This window comes from Nitrincola sp. (assembly GCF_048264025.1).
In the GTDB taxonomy this organism is placed as follows: domain Bacteria; phylum Pseudomonadota; class Gammaproteobacteria; order Pseudomonadales; family Balneatricaceae; genus Nitrincola.
On record NZ_JBLXDN010000018.1, the window covers coordinates 1 to 18,299 of the forward strand.

The 18,299-nt window shown below is 48.1% G+C and carries 13 protein-coding genes; 3 read left to right on the forward strand and 10 right to left on the reverse strand.

Annotated features, from left to right (window positions below):
- Positions 1-79 precede the first annotated feature (79 nt).
- Positions 80-865: a hypothetical protein gene (locus ACN0R1_RS13475; RefSeq protein ID WP_417583695.1), complete on the forward strand. Its 786-nt coding sequence runs from the start codon at positions 80-82 to the stop codon at positions 863-865.
- A gap of 113 nt (positions 866-978) precedes the next feature.
- Here ACN0R1_RS13475 and ACN0R1_RS13480 read toward each other — a convergent pair whose 3' ends face one another.
- On the reverse strand, positions 979-1,443 hold the full coding sequence (locus ACN0R1_RS13480; protein ID WP_417583697.1) for an Lrp/AsnC family transcriptional regulator: 465 nt from the start codon (positions 1,441-1,443) through the stop codon (positions 979-981).
- A 147-nt stretch (positions 1,444-1,590) separates the two neighbouring features.
- Between ACN0R1_RS13480 and ACN0R1_RS13485 the strand changes: the two genes are divergently transcribed.
- Positions 1,591-2,592, forward strand: coding sequence for a nucleoside recognition domain-containing protein (locus ACN0R1_RS13485; protein ID WP_417583699.1), 1,002 nt, complete (start codon positions 1,591-1,593; stop codon positions 2,590-2,592).
- Positions 2,593-2,783: 191 nt separating this feature from the next.
- Here the strand turns inward: ACN0R1_RS13485 and ACN0R1_RS13490 are convergent, their stop codons facing one another.
- The 8 genes from ACN0R1_RS13490 to hrpB form a co-directional block, all read right to left on the reverse strand.
- Positions 2,784-3,506, reverse strand: a complete 723-nt coding sequence (locus ACN0R1_RS13490) for an NYN domain-containing protein (protein ID WP_151055742.1) — start codon at positions 3,504-3,506, stop codon at positions 2,784-2,786.
- 23 nt (positions 3,507-3,529) lie between these two features.
- Complete coding sequence (locus ACN0R1_RS13495) at positions 3,530-4,318, reverse strand: NERD domain-containing protein (RefSeq protein WP_417583701.1); 789 nt, start codon at positions 4,316-4,318, stop codon at positions 3,530-3,532.
- A 280-nt stretch (positions 4,319-4,598) separates the two neighbouring features.
- On the reverse strand, positions 4,599-5,525 hold the full coding sequence (locus ACN0R1_RS13500; RefSeq protein ID WP_417583703.1) for a 5'-nucleotidase: 927 nt from the start codon (positions 5,523-5,525) through the stop codon (positions 4,599-4,601).
- 111 nt (positions 5,526-5,636) lie between these two features.
- On the reverse strand, positions 5,637-6,431 hold the full coding sequence (locus ACN0R1_RS13505) for a hypothetical protein (RefSeq protein ID WP_417583705.1): 795 nt from the start codon (positions 6,429-6,431) through the stop codon (positions 5,637-5,639).
- 858 nt (positions 6,432-7,289) lie between these two features.
- A complete protein-coding gene (locus ACN0R1_RS13510; protein ID WP_417583707.1) occupies positions 7,290-8,264 on the reverse strand; it encodes a transposase in 975 nt (324 codons plus the stop codon).
- A 193-nt stretch (positions 8,265-8,457) separates the two neighbouring features.
- Complete coding sequence (locus tag ACN0R1_RS13515) at positions 8,458-11,106, reverse strand: TrlF family AAA-like ATPase (RefSeq protein ID WP_417583709.1); 2,649 nt, start codon at positions 11,104-11,106, stop codon at positions 8,458-8,460.
- Positions 11,107-11,218: 112 nt separating this feature from the next.
- Entirely contained in the window at positions 11,219-12,001 is a 783-nt protein-coding gene (locus ACN0R1_RS13520; protein WP_417583711.1) for a hypothetical protein, read from the reverse strand.
- 342 nt (positions 12,002-12,343) lie between these two features.
- Positions 12,344-14,833, reverse strand: coding sequence for an ATP-dependent helicase HrpB (gene hrpB, locus ACN0R1_RS13525; protein ID WP_417583713.1), 2,490 nt, complete (start codon positions 14,831-14,833; stop codon positions 12,344-12,346).
- A gap of 90 nt (positions 14,834-14,923) precedes the next feature.
- Between hrpB and ACN0R1_RS13530 the strand changes: the two genes are divergently transcribed.
- Positions 14,924-17,104 carry an OsmC domain/YcaO domain-containing protein gene (locus tag ACN0R1_RS13530; RefSeq protein ID WP_417583715.1) on the forward strand — a complete coding sequence of 727 codons (2,181 nt, stop codon included), beginning with the start codon at positions 14,924-14,926 and terminating at the stop codon, positions 17,102-17,104.
- A 46-nt stretch (positions 17,105-17,150) separates the two neighbouring features.
- Here ACN0R1_RS13530 and ACN0R1_RS13535 read toward each other — a convergent pair whose 3' ends face one another.
- Positions 17,151-18,278 (reverse strand): DUF418 domain-containing protein, encoded by a 1,128-nt coding sequence (locus tag ACN0R1_RS13535; RefSeq protein WP_417583717.1) that lies wholly within the window; start codon positions 18,276-18,278, stop codon positions 17,151-17,153.
- Between the last annotated feature and the right edge of the window lie 21 nt (positions 18,279-18,299).

Sequence of the window (18,299 nt, forward strand, 5' to 3'; positions counted from 1 at the left end):
AATGTATCGATGGAGAAAATTCCGAAAAAAGTGGCGCAATACGATTAGAGTCAAGGTGCGGATTTAGCGGCGCTTACAGTTGGATCATGCGGCACCGACACAGCCTATCTCGGCGCTGACCTTCCGTCCGCCACCCATGACAGAGAAGGAGATGTGGGGCGCAACACCGCTGGATCAGATGTGGTGCCGGATTCAGTTCAAGTCACTGCGTTATGAAGGCCAGTACACGCCGCCATCGGTTCAGGGTACGCTGGTCTATCCGGGTAACTTTGGTGTGTTCAACTGGGGCGGTATCGCTGTGGACCCGAAACGTCAGGTGATGTTCGGCATGCCACTCTATCTGGGCTTCATCCAGCAGTTGGTCGAGAAAGATGGCTCTGATATGGGCGCGACCAATCAAGGGGAGCAGGGTATTAATTCAAATGAAGGCGCACCCTATGCCGTCGATATGCGGCCCTTCCTGTCACCCCTGGGCGTACCCTGTCAGCAACCGCCCTGGGGCTTTGTCGCCGGGGTGGATCTGAAAACCGGAGAAATCGCCTACAAGCATAAGAACGGCACCATCCGTGATATGACACCGCTGCCGTTACCAATCAAAATGGGCGTGCCCGGCATAGGCGGCCCGATCATCACCGAAGGCGGCGTGGTCTTCCTGGCGGCGACGGTAGACGACTACCTGCGGGCTTATGATCTGTCTACCGGTGAGCAACTGTGGCAGGCTCGTCTTCCAGCAGGCGGACAAGCCACGCCGATGACCTATCTGAACAGCCAGGGTGAGCAGATGGTGGTGCAGGTGGCCGGTGGACATGGCTCCGTCGGCACGACGATAGGGGATTATGTGGTGGCTTATAAGATCAAGCGTTAAGCCGCGCCAGGCTTTGGCAAAGCTGGAATAGATCATAATTGGCTTGCATGGTCATCCAGAACTCAGCGCTGCCAGATTTCGGCCTGGGTGCGAAGGGCTATGCATTGCCATTTTTATTGACCTAAAGGAATCTCTGCTGAGGACTTCACGGTTCGAAGTGATACCGAGGTTTGGAATTTTCGGATGTTGGCTTCTGTGTGAAGTACTCTATCGACAAAGCTTTCGTAAGCCTGAATATCCGGTACAGTGACGACCATCATAAAATCGTAGTTGCCCGTTATTTGGTAACAGTGCCTTACTTCTGGTGCCTGGCTAATGACGCGCTTAAAGGCATCATACAGATCCTTTCGATCTCGCTCCATTTCGACCGAAACCAGTAATGTCAGTTTGTTGCCGGTTAATTCTGGGTTCACAAGAGAAACATCACCCACAATAACGTTTTCATCTCTCAGTCGTTTTACTCTTTTATGGCAAGCTGGAGGCGATAGTCCCACTTCTTCGGCCAGCTCAACGTTTGCGATACGATTATTACGCTGCAAGATGGCCAGGATTTTTCGGTCTATCTTGTCTAATTCCATAAATTTCTCACAATAATGCTTTTTTGGTTAAAAATTTCCTAATGGTTTTTATATTAAAAATATTCGATATTTTCAATCATTAAATTGATCGGCATATTTCTTGTCATCTCAATACACTTCCTCCATAGGCTGTTTGGAGAAAGAGAAGTGAATAAACGAAACTATCATTGGGTTGGGCTTTTATTGAATGGACTCTGGAAAGAGATCTTTGATGTCACATGGACGCTGTATAAGATCATGATTCCGATGATCATCGTGATCAAGGTTGTTGAAGAGTTTGGTGGCATCGAGCTACTGAGCCAATGGCTGAGTCCTGTCATGTCGCTGGTCGGCTTGCCTAGCGAATTGGGCTTGGTGTGGGCAACCACGCTTGTTACCAATATATACGCTGGACTCGTGATATTTATGAGTATTGACACGGATTTAACCGTTGCTCAAGTCTCGATTCTTGGCACTTTGATGTTGCTTGCTCATTCACTTCCTATCGAAGTAGCCGTTGCTAAAAAAGCAGGCGTTGGGATTGCTATGACACTGATAATTCGCATTGGTGGTAGTTTGTTGATGGGGTGGATTTTGCATCAAATATACCAAGGCGGAGATCTACTAAATACGCCTGCTGAAGTGATTTGGCGACATGCGCCAGTCAGTGATCCAAGTTATTTGGTTTGGACAATCGATCAGCTTAAAAGCCTTGCGATGATTTTTGTGGTGATTGCTGCATTAATGACATTTTTACGATTGTTAAAATGGCTTGGTATCGAAAAATTGATGGCAATATTGCTCAGGCCGATTTTGTCTGTGCTTGGTATTAGCCGAGAAGCAACAAACCTGACGATTGTGGGTATCACGCTAGGCGTTTCTTTTGGTGGCGGTTTGCTTATTAATGAAGCAAAACGAGGACACATTTCCCCACGGGATATTTTCGTCGCCATGATGTTGCTCAACCTGCTTCATAGCTTGATTGAAGACACGCTACTGATTCTGTTGATTGGTGCAGACTTCATGACTATTTTTTGGGGACGAATTGTATTTGCAGTGACTGTGATTGGAGTTTTAGTCTTTGTCCTTAAACGGCTGGATGAAAGCACTTGTCGTAAATATTTTTATAAGAAGATAAGTGATGGTAGACAACCCCGAAATGGTGCGTGAATCAATTCGCGAATTATAGTCCAGGCTGATTCCTCGCTGTTGTAACTGAAATGCGGGCTAATACCAGTTTTCTACCTGTAGCTTTACAGGTTTTCCCGCTTGATATCGGTGTGTGCTTCTCCCCGGATATCCTCAAGCTCAGGGAAATCACCCCAGCTGCCAGCAGCTTCGCGCACGACAGAAGGGATGCACTAAGCTGATTTACTCTTGCGCGCGTCCCTGACCAGGTAAGAATTTCCCGGTCCGCGCTTGAGCTCAAACAGATCGCTCGCCTTGAACAGGCTGCTTAGATTCTTAAAACCGTAGTTGCGGGTATCAAACGAGGTTTTGTTGGAAATATGCGAGCCCACCGGCCCCAGCGCCGCCCAGCCATTGTCTTCTTCGGTGGCTTCGATTGCCTGACGCAGTAAGCTGATAAGCTTGGTATTGGAGTTAATGTTCTTCGATTTGGACTGTGACGTACCGTTCTGTTTCTGCTCTTGCTCCTGATCTAAAAACAGGAACTTGGAACAGGCATTCACAAAAGGGGCAGGGGTCTTACGTTCACCAAACCCCAGCACCACTTTTCCTTCAGCAAGGGCACGCGTGACCATTGGGGTGAAATCACAGTCTGATGACACAAAGCACATGACATCGATGTTTTTGGTGTACATCACATCCATGGCATCAATCACCAGCGCAATATCAGAGGCGTTTTTACCCTTGGTCAGATCATACTGCTGCACTGGCTGAATCGCATACTCGTGTAACAGATCTTCCCAAGGCTTCAGAGTAGGGGCCTTCCAGTTGCCATAAGCTTTCCGAATTGTGACCACACCATATTTCGCCACTTCGCTGAGAACGTCTTCAAACTTATTGGCAGGGGCGTTATCGGCATCGATGAATAAGGCTATTTTTTGTTTTGAGTCGTCCATTTTTGACTGATCTCCTTATCGGGTTAAAGCGCTTTGGTAGTGTCGAATTTTACCACTGATCGACATTTCGGAAACGCAGAGCAACCCCAGAACTGTTGACCCGCATTAGCGCCACGCTTGGTTTCCCTGATTATCATGTCAGAACCACAACGAGGACAAGTCTGCTCATTCACTTTACTAGCAACAATTTCCTGCACATGCTTACGATGCTTAAAGTCGGTTACCAGGCCAGGTCTCAGCTTGATGGCATTGAGAGACTCGATAATGCCATCCACCTCAGCGTTTGACATAACAGCATCATTGAACCGGTTTATGTAGTTTAGACAGCCACGCGCATAGGTAACGTTGTCGGGCATCTCAGTTTTGAACGTGCTATCACCAATAAACACAATTAACGAGTGGATGAATTCAGGGTTGCAGCCTAAAACAGACTCCAGTGTTTTGACATGTTTGTAGTTTTGATGCAATGGATTTTGAAACTTGGTCGTGTGCCTGTATATCTTTTGCGTCCATTGCTTCTGATGGGGTGAGCCAAATATCCAGCCTTTCATATTCTTTGTTTCGATAACAAAGATGCCAAACTTTGAAACTACAATATGATCTACTTGAGTTGTACCATCGTCGGTGGGAAGCGTAACATTTTTTATTAGCGTGTAATCTGTTTTTGGTAATGAAGCTAATAGCTTGTTGACCAGAAACTCACCAAATATCCCTTTAAACCAGCGGCTTTTTAAAGTCGCTACGAGAATTAAAAATGGTATGATATACCAGACTTGTAAAATGCTATTGAGTATTATGTTGGATATATCCACTTGATTTCCTTATTCAATTAATAGCTTATTTGTTTTGGCTTGTTAATGGTTTAATTCAGCAGTGTGTACTGCTTCACTATTGTGCTGCATTAGAGGGTAGCTTATTGCAAACAATGGTAAATATTTCCCGGCCAATCAGGTTAAGATCATCACGTCGGTTGACGTAATATTGATAGCGGTATTTGAACAAGCTGAGATCGAGATCATTAACCGCTACACTGGGGGAAGTCTAGGAGTCGGCTGAACGAATTGCTAGACGACAGATTAGTCTGATGCTGTCCTAGGCTTGGTTGGTAACACCAAACGGAATGTGGACTGACGGAACAACAGCACTCGTAGACTTAAGGTGACCGGGCTGATCATCGAAGAATATGTGAGGCTTGAGTACACCTAAGACTCGGCCCTTTTCAATGCCGCCTAGAAAAAATGCGTCATTAGCCATTACGCCCCAGCTCTTCAGAGTTTTTAGGGCTCGTTCGTGTGATGGCGCGTTACGAGCCGTGACGATAGAAACGCGAATTCGGTTCTCATAGTCAGGGTTCTGTTTCTTGTACGACTCTTCAGCTGACTGGATCTTTGAAATGCGGACCAAAAATTCCTTAAGCGGCCCCGGATTATGGGGCTGCATGACGTTCTTGACCTCATGATCATGAAAGGCCGTGAGGCCGGACGCCTGCATAACTGACTCGGACTCGTCTCCCGCAAGGACTCCATCGAAGTCGAACGCAATGCGAAGTGTCTTGTCATTCTCGTCATCGTCGAACTTTGAATCGAGAACTTGTCCCGCAGGATGCCCTAAGCTAATAGCAGCTTCGACATCTGGTTTATGGCCGGATAGGAACAAGGCAATGTTGAGGGCTGGAATGTACTCGTATGGGGAGCGCCCCTGCATGAATATCGCTCTAGTCATTCCTAATCCATAGTGTTCAATGGTTTTCATGACGCGCAGCCCAGTGTCTGGGTCATTACGCGAGAGTAATACCACTTCAACCAGTGGATCAGACGAATCGAGGTCGTTTAGCGCGAGAAGGCGTTTGATAAATGGGTAGGCGATACCCTTTGGTAGCGGGACGTCCAGATTCTTCTCTTGATATTTTCGGTACTCCTCTTCGCCATCGCTTCGGAAAACTGCGTCGGACTCACTAAGGTCAAAGACCGCGCTTGATGCGACCCCAATGACTAATCTATTTTCAAGCTCATATGGCATTCATATACCCCCTGTGATTTGGCGCTACTGTATAACGCCTGCCTTTAGCCGACAACTTGGAGCGAATGACTGAAGGGAAGTAGCGGAACATGGGTCGGCTGCAAGGCATCGTTAGAACTCAATATCCGCTAGCCTATCGGATTTAATTCTTTGTAAATTTTCCTGACGCTCATGCTTGTAATCGAAACGTTCATCGAGCATGGCAATATATTTACTTTTTCTAAAGTGCCATGGATTTCTTTCCCCATTGCTCTCGACTAGAAAGTCTCCCAAAACCCACTCTTCAAGGGCATGCGCTAATAGGGTGGCAATGTAGGAGTATGTTAGTTGCGCGTGTTCATTTAGGTCGCGAAGTTCTTCCGTTCCTTCATAGCCAATGGCTTTTCCTGCGTTTTCGCGACCTAGTCGCTCAGAAACTTGGAATGGTGTTGAATGTGAGTACGCCGATAATACACCGTACATCCTCTTTACATCTCTTTTAAACTCTTCGGCAGATTGCTCAGTAAACAGCTTAAACTGAATGGAATTTATCAAGTTGAATTCAGATTTCTTAAGAATTTTCTTGTGCTCTTCAATCTGTTCTTCGAATTCTAACTCGGACGCCTCAGATTTCTGACTAATCAAGCAGGCTTTTACTGACAGTTCAAGTAGATAACGAAGCTCCCTCCGGCATGTGTGGTGTATGCCTTCTCGGCATAGATAGTTTATGGCCACCACAGATTGAAGAAAATCATCCAATACTCGAAGGAAAAAGTGTCGCACTGCTATGTCGCCAGCACGACTGAAGTTCATCTTGCAAAAAGACAAAAAAATGCCCAAGGAACGCCACATGACTTCATGTCGATGTAGCAGCTCAAAGTATTCGGGAGATTTAAGCTCCTCTTTCAAGATCTCTGGATTGGTCATGTTTTTCCTTGTGTTCTAACGCCAGCTATCAATCGCGCAAGGTACGGTACGAGCGTTGATTGGATGGCTTTGTTAGCGCGAAATTCTCGACCGGCCTTCAATGTAACTACCATATCCGGATACCATTAGCTTCACCAGCTCTAGGATATCAAAAACATCCAGGTATCTAGCGAACAAAGAGTGTTGTCCAGCCCTTAACACTCCCGGCTTGTTTCGTTCCCGTAGTTTCAGCCCAGGCACGAACACCTCCAAAAAGAATCCTTCTACTATGAAGCAGAATGAGTAATTCCTCCCGTGGTCTCTGAACAACGGCGAAATAATGACACTCTTCAACGATTCCAACGAGAAGCCATTAGGCGTACTATCGCTTAGCCGGGATACTCTTATGCTTACCAGCGATGAGCGGATTTTCTTCTGGGTTAGGAGGCACTCTCGTATTTCTCTCTCCCACATCGGTGGCAAATGCACTTTTGAGTAGACCGGCAAGGTGGACACGGCAGCCCTCCACATCACCGAAGCCATAAACAGCTGAAGCCTAACGGTGTCGACCGACCTAAATGCAATGCCTTTATCCGTTCTTTGTACAGCCACGCTCCGCAGGGAATTGCGTAGTGCAGCCAGCGCATACTGCTCGTAGCTTCTATTTATTCGGCCTTCACACTCTTCGCAAAGCAGTGGCTCCCACCAGCTATCCGAACTGTACTCGACCCACGATGACTCATCATCGCTAAAGGTTATTGCTTTACCGCCGTTTTCACGAAATATACGTTTAAATATTCCGTTCGGAATGACATGCGATCGGCGCAGCTCTCGTTCGTTTTGGCAAAGTTTGCAGAAGCCAATCACCATGCACTGCCCTCAAGGCGCTAACGTCGCAAGCAGCCGCATTGCTTCATCGCACCACATAGGCTGGCCCGCGAGGCAACGGCAGGTTTCAGTCAGCGGATCATAATCAAACTCAGCGGGTGTGAAGCGTTGTGCTACCTGGCCACCACGTTCTTTACGCCGTTGCGCCTTCGCTGTCTTGAAGGTTACGGATTCAGCAAAGCATGGATCGCGTTTACGGAACTGGTTATCGGCAATGTAGCCATCGATGCCCAAGCGATAGATCAGCTTCATATTGGCACTATCTGGGTCAGTGATATTTCCTTTTACTGGAGTACCACGCTGACCGAGCCGTTCAGGCGCGGTCGCCAAGTACTTTTTTATCTTGGCAGAGACCTTTTCAAGTTTCTCAATCTGAGCCTGTTCTCGGGCGAGGATTTCAGGCGGTTGATCCTGACGATCACCTTGCTGATGCGCGGTCATCATGCGTGAAACCGCACGGTCTATCTTGGCTTGTTTACGGTTTAATTCGACTCGTGTACCACTCCACTCTTTGGCGGCATTGGAGGGTAGCTTGCAGCCATCAATGGCAAACATTTCCCGACCAATCAGGTTGAGCCCATCACATACCATCAGAACATGTGTAAACAGCGGCGCGATCACTTCATCCATGCGGGAGATAAAGTCAGCAATCGTGCTGTGATGAGGTTGGCTGTCAGCCGACAGCGCCATGAAAATCACATTCTCTCGACATGCCTGAGCGATCTTGCGGCTACTGGTGATACCTCGGGAGTAAGCGAATAACACCACCTTAAGCAGAATTGCCGGATCGTATGCCGGAGCACCGTTGACGTCATTGCGATAGCGGGATTCAAACACGCTGAGATCGAGATCATTATCCACTACGTGGTTCAGCGTATATTCAAAGGTGCCAGGTTGGATCTGATCCGCGAAACGTAGCGGAATCATCTTGGTCTGGTTGTAATCGTAGTGCTTGTACCGCGCCATCCCTTGCCACCTCTGATCTCAAATTCGATTCAGTGATTTTAGCGGAACACTGTGCCACCAGCCAAGGGCTGGGGGACTTTTCCGACAGTCTCAACACCGCATTAAGCGGACTAAAATTGTTGGTTATAATGTGGAGCGAAGCGGAACCTAACCAACTGTTTTAGTTCCGTTTAAATGCCTTGTTATTTGGCCCTTACTTAAAACCATATTTTTCTTTTCTTCGATTAAATGCGTCTTCACCACCTTCAAGAATTTTAGCAGCAAGGTTTTGAATATTTGGCTGATCTATTGAACCTTGATTTTGAATGGGCAAAGTTGCATTTTCATTCGTTGATTCCAAAACTCCAATCCATTCAGCGTCACCAAAAACAGGTATATTTGCATTATGTGTAGCAAAAATAAACTGTCTGGTTAGTTTGGCATCTCGCACTTGGGTAACAATTCGTTCTGCAATAAATGCGTTGTCGAGATTATCTTCCGGTTGATCTAAAAGTAGAGGATCTTGGTTATCAAGTAAGAGCATGTGCAATAAGGCTGTACACTGTTGGCCTGTTGATAATGAATCAAGTTTTTTATATAAAGGCTCATCACTGCTCGAAACATTCAACTCAATACCAACCAAATCATCGATCTTAAATTCTTCAATTTCCATTATTTGCTTATTGCTGATTTTTGATAATCTATCAGCGGTAGTAAAAGTCATACCCCAATTTTTCTCTAATAAAGCATCCGCTCCTTTCTTGATAGTCTCTGCGAATAGAGGTGCCGAGAACTCCTCTACACCTTTCATCCAAGAAAGTCTTCCCTCAGCGACATCAGGTAAATGATAACTTACGATAAGTTTTATTAATCCCAGCCTATCTTTTTCTGCTGAGTAATTTACTTTTATATTGCCCTTTAATTTTCTATTTAGCTGTTTTACGCCATTTTCAAAAGCTGTAGCTCTGTTGGTTTTTTTCTCGGACAACTCAGACAGTAGAGTCTGTCTCTTAGCTATTTCTTTGTCCAGCTTACCTTGTTCAGTTACAAGTTCCGCACGCTTGGGTTTTAATCTCTCAATATTTTTAATTAAATCCCGATATTGTTCACCAATTTGTTTTCCAGTTAAACCTTCAACAGGAGCCAATTTTTTAAACTCTTTAGTGATGGAGTCTTCTTGTTTCTCTATGCTTTCTTGAAGTTCTTTATCAAGTAGATCTATCTTCTGCTGAGAACTTTCTGAATCCAATTCTATTTTTGCAATAGATTTATTGATGTTATCTTTTAATTCTGACAATGCTAATTTAGCGTTTTCAAATATTTTTTTGTCGGGAAATCCCTTAATCGACTCTTCGGTAATAAAGTCACCGCATGGAATAGATTCAGAGAACTCTTTTAGTGCTTTCTTTAACGTGTCCATCTTTTCTGCAACCGTTTTGAAAGTACTTCTTTCCGACTCAACGATTGGTAATAGTTTCAATTGCTGGTCTATTCCAAGCTCTTTATACCTATTTTCATCTTCCTCGTGAGCCTTCAAGTCTTCCACATCAGATTCTAAGCTAGAGACGCTAGATGTTAAATCAGCGATATTATTTCTTGTTGTAACTAACGACTCTTTAACTGTTGAAATACCTGACTCTTGCTCAATTTTATCTGTATTTAGAAATCGCTCTACTACTTTTAGTTGCTCACTTGATTCTTTGGCGATTTCATGAATTTCATTTTGACCAAATATTTCAATATTAGGTAATAAGTCTCTAGGAGAAAAAGTAGAAACAGATCCGCTTTCATCTTTTACTATCGGGGATTCACCATAGCGTCTTGATATTTTATACAATTTCCCATGCTTTACTGCTGACTTGACAGTCAATTCAGCGAACCCTGAACCAAGATTCTGCTTTATAACTTTAAGGTGTTGTGCTTTTGTTTCTTTACTAATAGGTTCAATATTTAAAACATAGCGAATTGCCTCTATTAAAGTCGATTTACCTGTTCCTCTGCCACCTATTAAAGCATTTAAATGCTCGGAATAGTTGATATGAATGCCATCGAGAAACCCACCAACAAACCTAACCGACTCTATTCTAGAGTAATATTTCTCTTTAATATCAGAGTTAAGGCGAACACGGGATTCAGAATCTGAAAACGCTAGTTTAAATGAGGAAAAGCAGGGCGTTGACATTTTAACCAAGCAAGTCGCATTTTCTTTTCTTAATGTTTCAGGGTCTTCTATATCTTTAGCATTTATAATCGCAATATTTTTTTCACGCTTATAATCAGGGTTTTTATTTAGAAGGATCTGGTGATTTGCTTGATCACCTTGTTCTTTCAGTGCTTCTAATGAAGTAGGGATTTGTGCAGCATGTAAATTCGGATTTTTCCAAATATTGTTTAATTTTTGTTTTAAAACCCCGCTGTCATCTGTGCAATGTGCAGCATACACAAAGCCACCTTTATCTTTAACTGTAGACAGAATGAAGTCTGCACTTTTAGTTGATGGTTTTGTACCATCAGAACTATCTATATCAAACTCATATAAATAATTATTTAAAGTCTGAAGACTTGTATCTTCTGGGTATAAACAAACTAAATGTATTTTCTCACTAGATGCAATTTCAAACCCTGGAAATACGATGACTCCTTGTGCATTAAAAGTTTCTTTGATTTTTACAACAGAATCAACATTGCCATGATCGGCTATTCCCACAACCTTTATTGATTCCTCAAGGCAGACTTCTAATAGTTTCTGATTATAGTCATCTTCTGATATACCCTGATTTTTCCCTCGGTACTTTATATAACTTGCAGGATTTACTTGTAATGCGCACTTCCAGAATTTTGCCTTAGTGTGTTCAAGAGCCATATATTCAATCCTTAAATTTAACATCGAGGCTAGCAGGGCTTAATAACGCCGCGCACAACGGCGGCAGCGAAGCTGACGTCCGGCGCCGACAGGCGCGAATTGATGCGCTTTGTTATGTGTCTGTATTTGCACGATCAATTGCCCGTTTAGTAAACGCTTCAAGATTCATTTGGTCATCAATCCTGATTTCGTCCACCCAAATATCCAAGTTTCCATAAGCATTTCGGAAATCTTCCCATTCGAGCGGTGAAGAATCAAACTCCTGCAAGTTTCTTGCATAATCAAATAGCTTCCCAGCCAATGCGTGGAGTTCACCAAGCCGGTAGAAATACGAAATCAAATTATGCTTTTCTGGGCTTACATCACTCTCATCATGCATCCGATTAATGAAATCTCTTACCCTAGCATCATGCACTTGCAGCTTGACAAGTATTTTTGACAAGTACTCGCCTACCTCAGGTTCAGCATGTCTAATGCAATTTCCGAATACCACTTTATATTCGCCCGGCAATATCGGCAGAACGATGTTTGGTTGCTGACCAGGCGCCAATTCCCATCCAGCGATAAACACCGATGCTGATTCCTTAAAATAGGAAACCAATTCACTCAGAGCTGCAGGAAGAAACGCCTTTGAAGCAAGAAACTCTCGCTCTCTTTGTTTTTCTGCATTGAACCTTGAAATATTGAAAGCAGTGATACTTGAAATAAAAGCAAGCATTCCTACATTTAGACCTTGCCAACGATTCCAAACATCCTGAACATGGGTCCACTCACCACGACCGTCTATCCAAGGAAATATGAACATACAGACAACGTAGAGGGTTACAGCTGGAAAGCCTATCCAGTTGAGCAAATCTACTAGTCGCTCTGCTTTCAGAATTCCGATTCGTCTCATCTATTTCCTCGCGGCCTGTCGGTCAGGACACATAACAGTCTGTTAATGAGGTCTTCGACCTCATAATATTTATTAGAGGGTATACCTTTATAACTTGGTATTGGTCAATAAATTTTCTAGTGACTTGATATGAATAGACTTTTTCATGTAAGCCATTCAGCACATTTCCTTAAAAGGTATCCAGCTCAACACGGAGCACTAGAAAAAGGTAGTAAGCGTGTGAAGCGCTTCAACAGCCTCCTGCCAGCGTAAAAAAGAAGAAAATGCATACCCCCAGACACGCTACCGCCCGGCCCGTGCACCATCACAGCAGTAAGTGTTCCCTGATTGTCTGTGTGTGATTTAAACAGGACCGCTGCGGCGTTGCAAGGCGGCTTTAGTCAAACGGGTGGCTTCAGCGCTGAGCGGGTCTTCAGGCCAGGGATGCTTTGGGTAGCGGCCTCGCATTTCTTTGCGGACTTCGGTATAGGCGTTTCGCCAGAAGTGGGGCAGGTCGGCGGTGACTTGCAGCGGGCGGCGTGCGGGGGAGAGCAGGTGGATGAGTAGCGGGACTTTGCCGTTTAGAACACTGGGTTGGTCCTGGTAGCCGAACATTTCCTGGAGTTTGACTGCCAGTACCGGTGGTTGTTGGGTGTAGTCGATGGCGATGCGTGAGCCGCTGGGTACGCTCAGGTGGGTCGGTAGCTGTTTATCCAGTTGTTGCTGGTGTTCCCAACTGAGCAGGTTACGCAGGGCGCTGTGGGTATCGACTTTGTCCAGGTCGCGTTGGTGTCGGGCGTTGTGCAGGTAGGGCAGTAGCCAGTCGAGTCCCTTGTGTAACAGCGCGGTATCGCTGACATCTGGCCAGGGTGTGCCGGTATGTTGGTGCATCAGCGCCATACGTGCGCGCAGGTTGAGGGCATCGTCTGTCCAGGGCAGGCAGTTGAGGCCTTGTTGCTGGATGGTGTCTTGCCAGGCGGTTTGCCATTGTTCGGCGCTTAGCTTCGGCAGGCGTTGGCTACGTAGGCGTATCTGGCCGAGTTGTTGATGGCGTTGGGCGATGAACTGTCCTGAGTCTTGCCAGCCGATTTCGGTACGTTCGCTAAAGAGTTGTGGCGCGATCAGCTCCAGTGAGGCTAAGGTGCTGGCAGAGAGTTCGGCCGCCAGGCGTATTACCGTGCGTTGCGGGTGAACGCTCAGGTCGGCGCAAGCGAGCCAGTCGGCCTGGGGGAGATCCGATTCCAGGCTGCATTCGGCACCTCGGCCATTGCTGAGCAGAAAGCCGTCGCGCTGATCGCGGCGTTTGGCGATGCGATCTGGAAAGGCCAGTGCCAGCAGCAGGGCAGGCAGGTCGTCTGCATTAATGTCCGTGCGGCTGGCTTCTGGCGTAATGCCTTGCAGGGTGCGCCAGAGGTTCTGTGCCAGGGGCTGAATGCGTTGCTGCCAGATCGTGCGCTGCTGTTTGGCCTGGGTCAGTAGTCTGAGCAGATCATCGCTGCCGCGTCGGGTGGCGGGCCATTCCTGTATCAGTGCCACCAGGGTGCAGGCGTGCTGGCCATGTCCCAGCGCATGCGCCGATAACAGTGCGTGTGCCCAGCGCGGCTCGATCCCCAGTCGGGCGCAGGCGTTGCCATGGTCGCTAAGACCGCTGCCTTCGGCATTCAGCATGCCCAGTTGCCCGAGCAGATCACCAGCTTGTTGCAGGGCGGCGCTGGGGGGCGGTGTCAGCCAGAAGAGTTCATCGGCTTCGGCGCCCCACTGCAGTAAGGTCAGCCGTAGCGGGGCGAGGTCAGTGTCGAGGATTTCGGCGCGGATATGGGCATCCAGGCGTTCATGCAGTTGCTGCGGCCACAGACGGTAACAGACACCGGGTGCCTGACGTCCGGCACGGCCACAGCGCTGGGTGGCCGACGCACGGGAGATCTGGCGGGTGGTCAGGGTATTCAGGCCGCTGGACAGATGAAACACACTGCGCCGCTCAAGACCGGAGTCCACCACGATGCGCACCCCGTCGACCGTCAGCGAGCTCTCGGCGATATTGGTTGCCAGAATCACTTTACGCTGACCGCTTGGTGCGGGGGTGAGGGCGGCTTTCTGCTCGGTATCATTCAACTGGCCGTGCAGCGGTAAGATATGAGTCGTTGGCGGCAGGTCGCTCAGTGCCTGCTGCACTTGTTTAATCTCGCGGACACCCGGCAGAAACACCAGCATATCACCGGCATGCTGCAGCGCCTGGCGTATCACCCGAGCGGTGTGTTCGGTCATGGACTGATTGGCATTCTGCAGCGGCTGATAGTGAATATCGACCGGAAAACTCCGTCCCTCGCTCACCAGTAAGGGGGCATCCAGCGCCTCGGTGAGTGTCTGTTCATCCAGCGTGGCTGACATGATCAGCAGACGCAGATCGGGGCGTAACAGTTGCTGGCATTGATGCGTCAGCGCCAAGGCCAGATCAGCATGCAGATTGCGCTCGTGGAATTCATCAAAGATCACCAGCCCGATACCGCTAAGCTCTGGATCATCCTGCAACAGCCGCGTCAGCACGCCTTCGGTCACCACTTCAATACGGGTCTGCGCACTCACGCGGGTATCCAGACGAATGCGATAGCCGACGCGCTGCCCGACCGATTCACCCAGTTGCTGCGCCATAAACTGCGCTGCATGACGTGCCGCGATGCGCCGAGGCTCCAGCATCACTATCCGCTGCCCATTCAGCCAAGGCTCGTCCAATAGCGCCAGCGGCACACGCGTGGTTTTGCCTGTGCCCGGTGCCGCACTGAGCAACACCGCACCCGGTTGCGCTAGCGACTGGCGCAGGGCAGGTAATACATCGTCGATTGGCAGCGGCTTCACTTCATCACACTCACGTAAGGGCATTCAAAAAGGAAGATATGTTATCATTTCCCCCTTCAAATGCATTCACACCTATCCGGTACCCCGTTCATGGAAATCAAAGTTAATTTTCTCGACAATCTCAGACTTGAAGCCAAGTTTGACGACTTCACCGTCATCACCGACCAGCCGATTCGCTACAAGGGTGATGGTTCGGCGCCCAGCCCCTTCGATTATTTTCTGGCATCGTCTGCCTTGTGTGCGGCCTATTTTGTGCGGGTCTACTGCTTGGCGCGCAATATTCCGACGGAAAATATCCGTCTGTCGCAGAACAATATTGTCGATCCGGAAAACCGCTATAACCAGATTTTCAAGATTCAGGTGGAGTTGCCGGAAAGTATCTCGGATAAGGATCGTGAAGGGATTTTGCGTTCGATTGATCGTTGTACCGTGAAAAAAGTGGTGCAGATGGGCCCGGGGTTTGAGATCGAAACGGTTGAGAGTCTGGATGAAGATGCACAGGCGCTGCTGATGGTGAAGCCGGAAGGCGAGTCCAGCACCTATATAGAGGGTAAGGATCTGCCGCTGGAACAGACCATTGCCAATATGACGGCGATTCTGGCCGATCTGGGCATGAAGATTGAGATCGCGTCCTGGCGCAATCTGGTACCGCATGTCTGGTCGCTGCATATTCGTGATGCGGCCTCGCCGACGTGTTTTACCAACGGCAAAGGCTCGACCAAGGAGAGTGCGCTCTGTTCGGCGCTGGGTGAGTTTATTGAGCGTCTGAGTTGTAACTTCTTCTATAACGATCAGTTCTTCGGTGAAGAGATCGCCAACAGTGAATTTGTGCACTATCCGAATGAGAAATGGTTTCTGCCGGGGCCGGGTGATGCGCTGCCTGAAGGACTGCTGGATGACTATTGCCTGTCGATCTACAACCCGGATGATGAGCTGCGTGGCTCCAATCTGATCGATACCAATTCCGGCAATAAGGCGCGGGGCATCTGTGCCTTGCCGTTTGTGCGCCAGTCAGATGAGGCGGTGGTGTATTTCCCCTCCAATCTGATCGAAAACCTCTATCTCAGCAACGGTATGAGCGCCGGGAACACCCTGTATGAAGCGCAAGTGCAGTGTCTGTCGGAGATTTTTGAGCGCGCGGTGAAGCGTCAGATTATTGAAGAAGAGTTGGCCTTGCCGGATGTGCCGCCAGCCGTACTGGCGCAGTATCCGGGTATTCTGGAAGGCATCGAAGCGCTGGAAGCACAGGGCTTTCCGGTGCTGGTGAAAGATGCCTCGCTCGGTGGTCAGTTCCCGGTGGCCTGTGTCACCCTGATGAATCCGCGTACCGGTGGGGTGTTTGCGTCCTTCGGTGCCCATCCAAGTCTGGAAGTGGCGCTGGAGCGCAGTCTGACTGAGCTATTGCAAGGGCGCAGCTTTGAAGGGCTCAACGATTTCCAGCCACCGACCTTTAACAGTCTGGCGGTGACCGAGCCGAATAACTTTGTTGAGCATTTTATCGATTCGTCCGGGGTGATCTCCTGGCGCTTTTTTAGCGACAAGGCTGACTATGATTTCTGCGAGTGGGATTTCACTGGAAGCAATCAGCAGGAAGCTGAAACCCTGTTTGGTATTCTCGAAGCGATGGGGCAGGAGGTGTACATGGCCGTGCATGACGACCTTGGTGCACCGGTCTGTCGTATTCTGGTGCCGGGTTATTCCGAGGTGTATCCGGTGGATGACCTGGTCTGGGATAACACCAACAAGGCGCTGGAATTCCGTGAAGACATTCTTAACCTGCATCGCCTGAGCGATCCGCAACTGGCTGATCTGCTGGAGCGCCTAGAAGAAAGCCAGCAGGATGAGTACATGGACATCATCACCCTGATCGGTATTGAGTTTGATGAAAATACCGAGTGGGGTCAGTTAACCATTCTTGAACTGAAACTGCTGATCCATCTGGCACTGCAACAACATGAAGAAGCGCTGGAGCGGGTAGAGCATTTCCTGCAATACAACACCAACACGGTTGAACGCGGGCTGTTTTACCGTGCTGTGAATGCGGTGCTGGAAATCCTCCTGGATGACAGCTTGTCCCTGGAAGACTTCCTGCCCAACCTGTCCCGCATGTTCGGCGAGCAGACAATGCAAGCCGTGGTGGGGTCGGTTAAAGGTGAAGTGCGTTTCCACGGCCTGACACCCACCAATATGCAACTGGAAGGGCTGGACAAACATTTGCGCCTGATCGACAGCTACAAAAAGCTGCACGCCGCCCGAGCCCAGAGGGCGTAAGAAAGGTCAGCAGAAAAGGGTACTGACCCCTTTTCTGCTGACCCCATTACATCTTTCCGCTGATCCTGCGTAATACAGGCTCCAGGGGGCCTCGACCAAACATTCTGGCATAGCCGCCTACTAGCAGCATGGACAAAACACCGATCACAATCGAAACAGGTATCAGCAGTAGAAGCCCAAACTGGTTGAATAGTTGAAGACCGTACCCGCCGAATATAAAGCCGCATAAGACCCCTTGCAAAATGTAGGTCGACAGGGAGTTCCGACCGGCCAGCACAAAGTATAAAGGCATGCTGAAACGTCGGGCCCCCAGAATGGTTAAGTACAGATACACCGCCGATAGCGCTGGGGCTCCAATACCGATTGCGATGAATCCGAGAAAACTCAACCCCTTTAAAAAGGCTGGAATTATTCCACTCATAGTGGCGGCATAAAGCAGGTTACAAGGCAGTGCGATTAACAGCAAAAGTGGAAGTGATTGTTGCAGCGCCTTAACACCGCTATTGCCCGGAACGAAAAAATCAGTTCTGGCTGCTGCCAAACCACAGGCAAATGCACCAAGTGCCAGTGGTCCCTGCAGAAATAACAGAAAGGCAAAAGTTAGCGGCCATTCATGCAACCGCCCCTGAGTAGCCTGTAGAAAAGTTCCACCGAGATGATGCCCATCGTTAGCTATAGTTAGCATGTCAGCCTTGAGCACTTCATCAATAACGATGGCCAGCAACGATAAACAGGCAAGGCTAATCGGAATCATACTAAGGGCAAAGTATATAAGATAACGTGGAGTCATCTTCCTTATTAGCCAGAGCAACCCACCCAACAAGGCATACAGCAGCAAAATATCGCCACTGAACACCAGCACGGCATGGCCAATCCCCATGACAGCAAGGCCGGCGAGTCTGCGGAAGTAGCGCTTGAAAAATGCCTGACCTGCTCGCATAGCGGCTTGCGCCTGAATTTCCATCCCCCAGCCAAAGATAAATGAGAACAGCAGGAAAAATTTAAGCTGAAACAGCCCCTCAACAATAAACGCACCCAATCGGTCCGGTAGGCTTTCGGGTGCAATGAACACTGCTTCCACGGGTAGCGCCATGAAAGGTACATTGACAATGCAAATCCCCATCAACGCCACCATGCGTATCACATCCACTTCAACATTTCGTTGACCCGCCATTGATTTATCCTTTACAAATTG

Excerpts from the sequence above, each read along its gene's own strand:
- ACN0R1_RS13480 (WP_417583697.1), bottom strand. The coding sequence starts at position 1,443 with ATGGAATTAGACAAGATAGACCGAAAAATCCTGGCCATCTTGCAGCGT.
- ACN0R1_RS13490 (WP_151055742.1), bottom strand. The coding sequence starts at position 3,506 with ATGGACGACTCAAAACAAAAAATAGCCTTATTCATCGATGCCGATAAC.
- ACN0R1_RS13500 (WP_417583703.1), bottom strand. The coding sequence starts at position 5,525 with ATGCCATATGAGCTTGAAAATAGATTAGTCATTGGGGTCGCATCAAGC.
- ACN0R1_RS13505 (WP_417583705.1), bottom strand. The coding sequence starts at position 6,431 with ATGACCAATCCAGAGATCTTGAAAGAGGAGCTTAAATCTCCCGAATAC.
- ACN0R1_RS13510 (WP_417583707.1), bottom strand. The coding sequence starts at position 8,264 with ATGGCGCGGTACAAGCACTACGATTACAACCAGACCAAGATGATTCCG.
- ACN0R1_RS13515 (WP_417583709.1), bottom strand. The coding sequence starts at position 11,106 with ATGGCTCTTGAACACACTAAGGCAAAATTCTGGAAGTGCGCATTACAA.
- ACN0R1_RS13520 (WP_417583711.1), bottom strand. The coding sequence starts at position 12,001 with ATGAGACGAATCGGAATTCTGAAAGCAGAGCGACTAGTAGATTTGCTC.
- ACN0R1_RS13530 (WP_417583715.1), top strand. The coding sequence starts at position 14,924 with ATGGAAATCAAAGTTAATTTTCTCGACAATCTCAGACTTGAAGCCAAG.
- ACN0R1_RS13535 (WP_417583717.1), bottom strand. The coding sequence starts at position 18,278 with ATGGCGGGTCAACGAAATGTTGAAGTGGATGTGATACGCATGGTGGCG.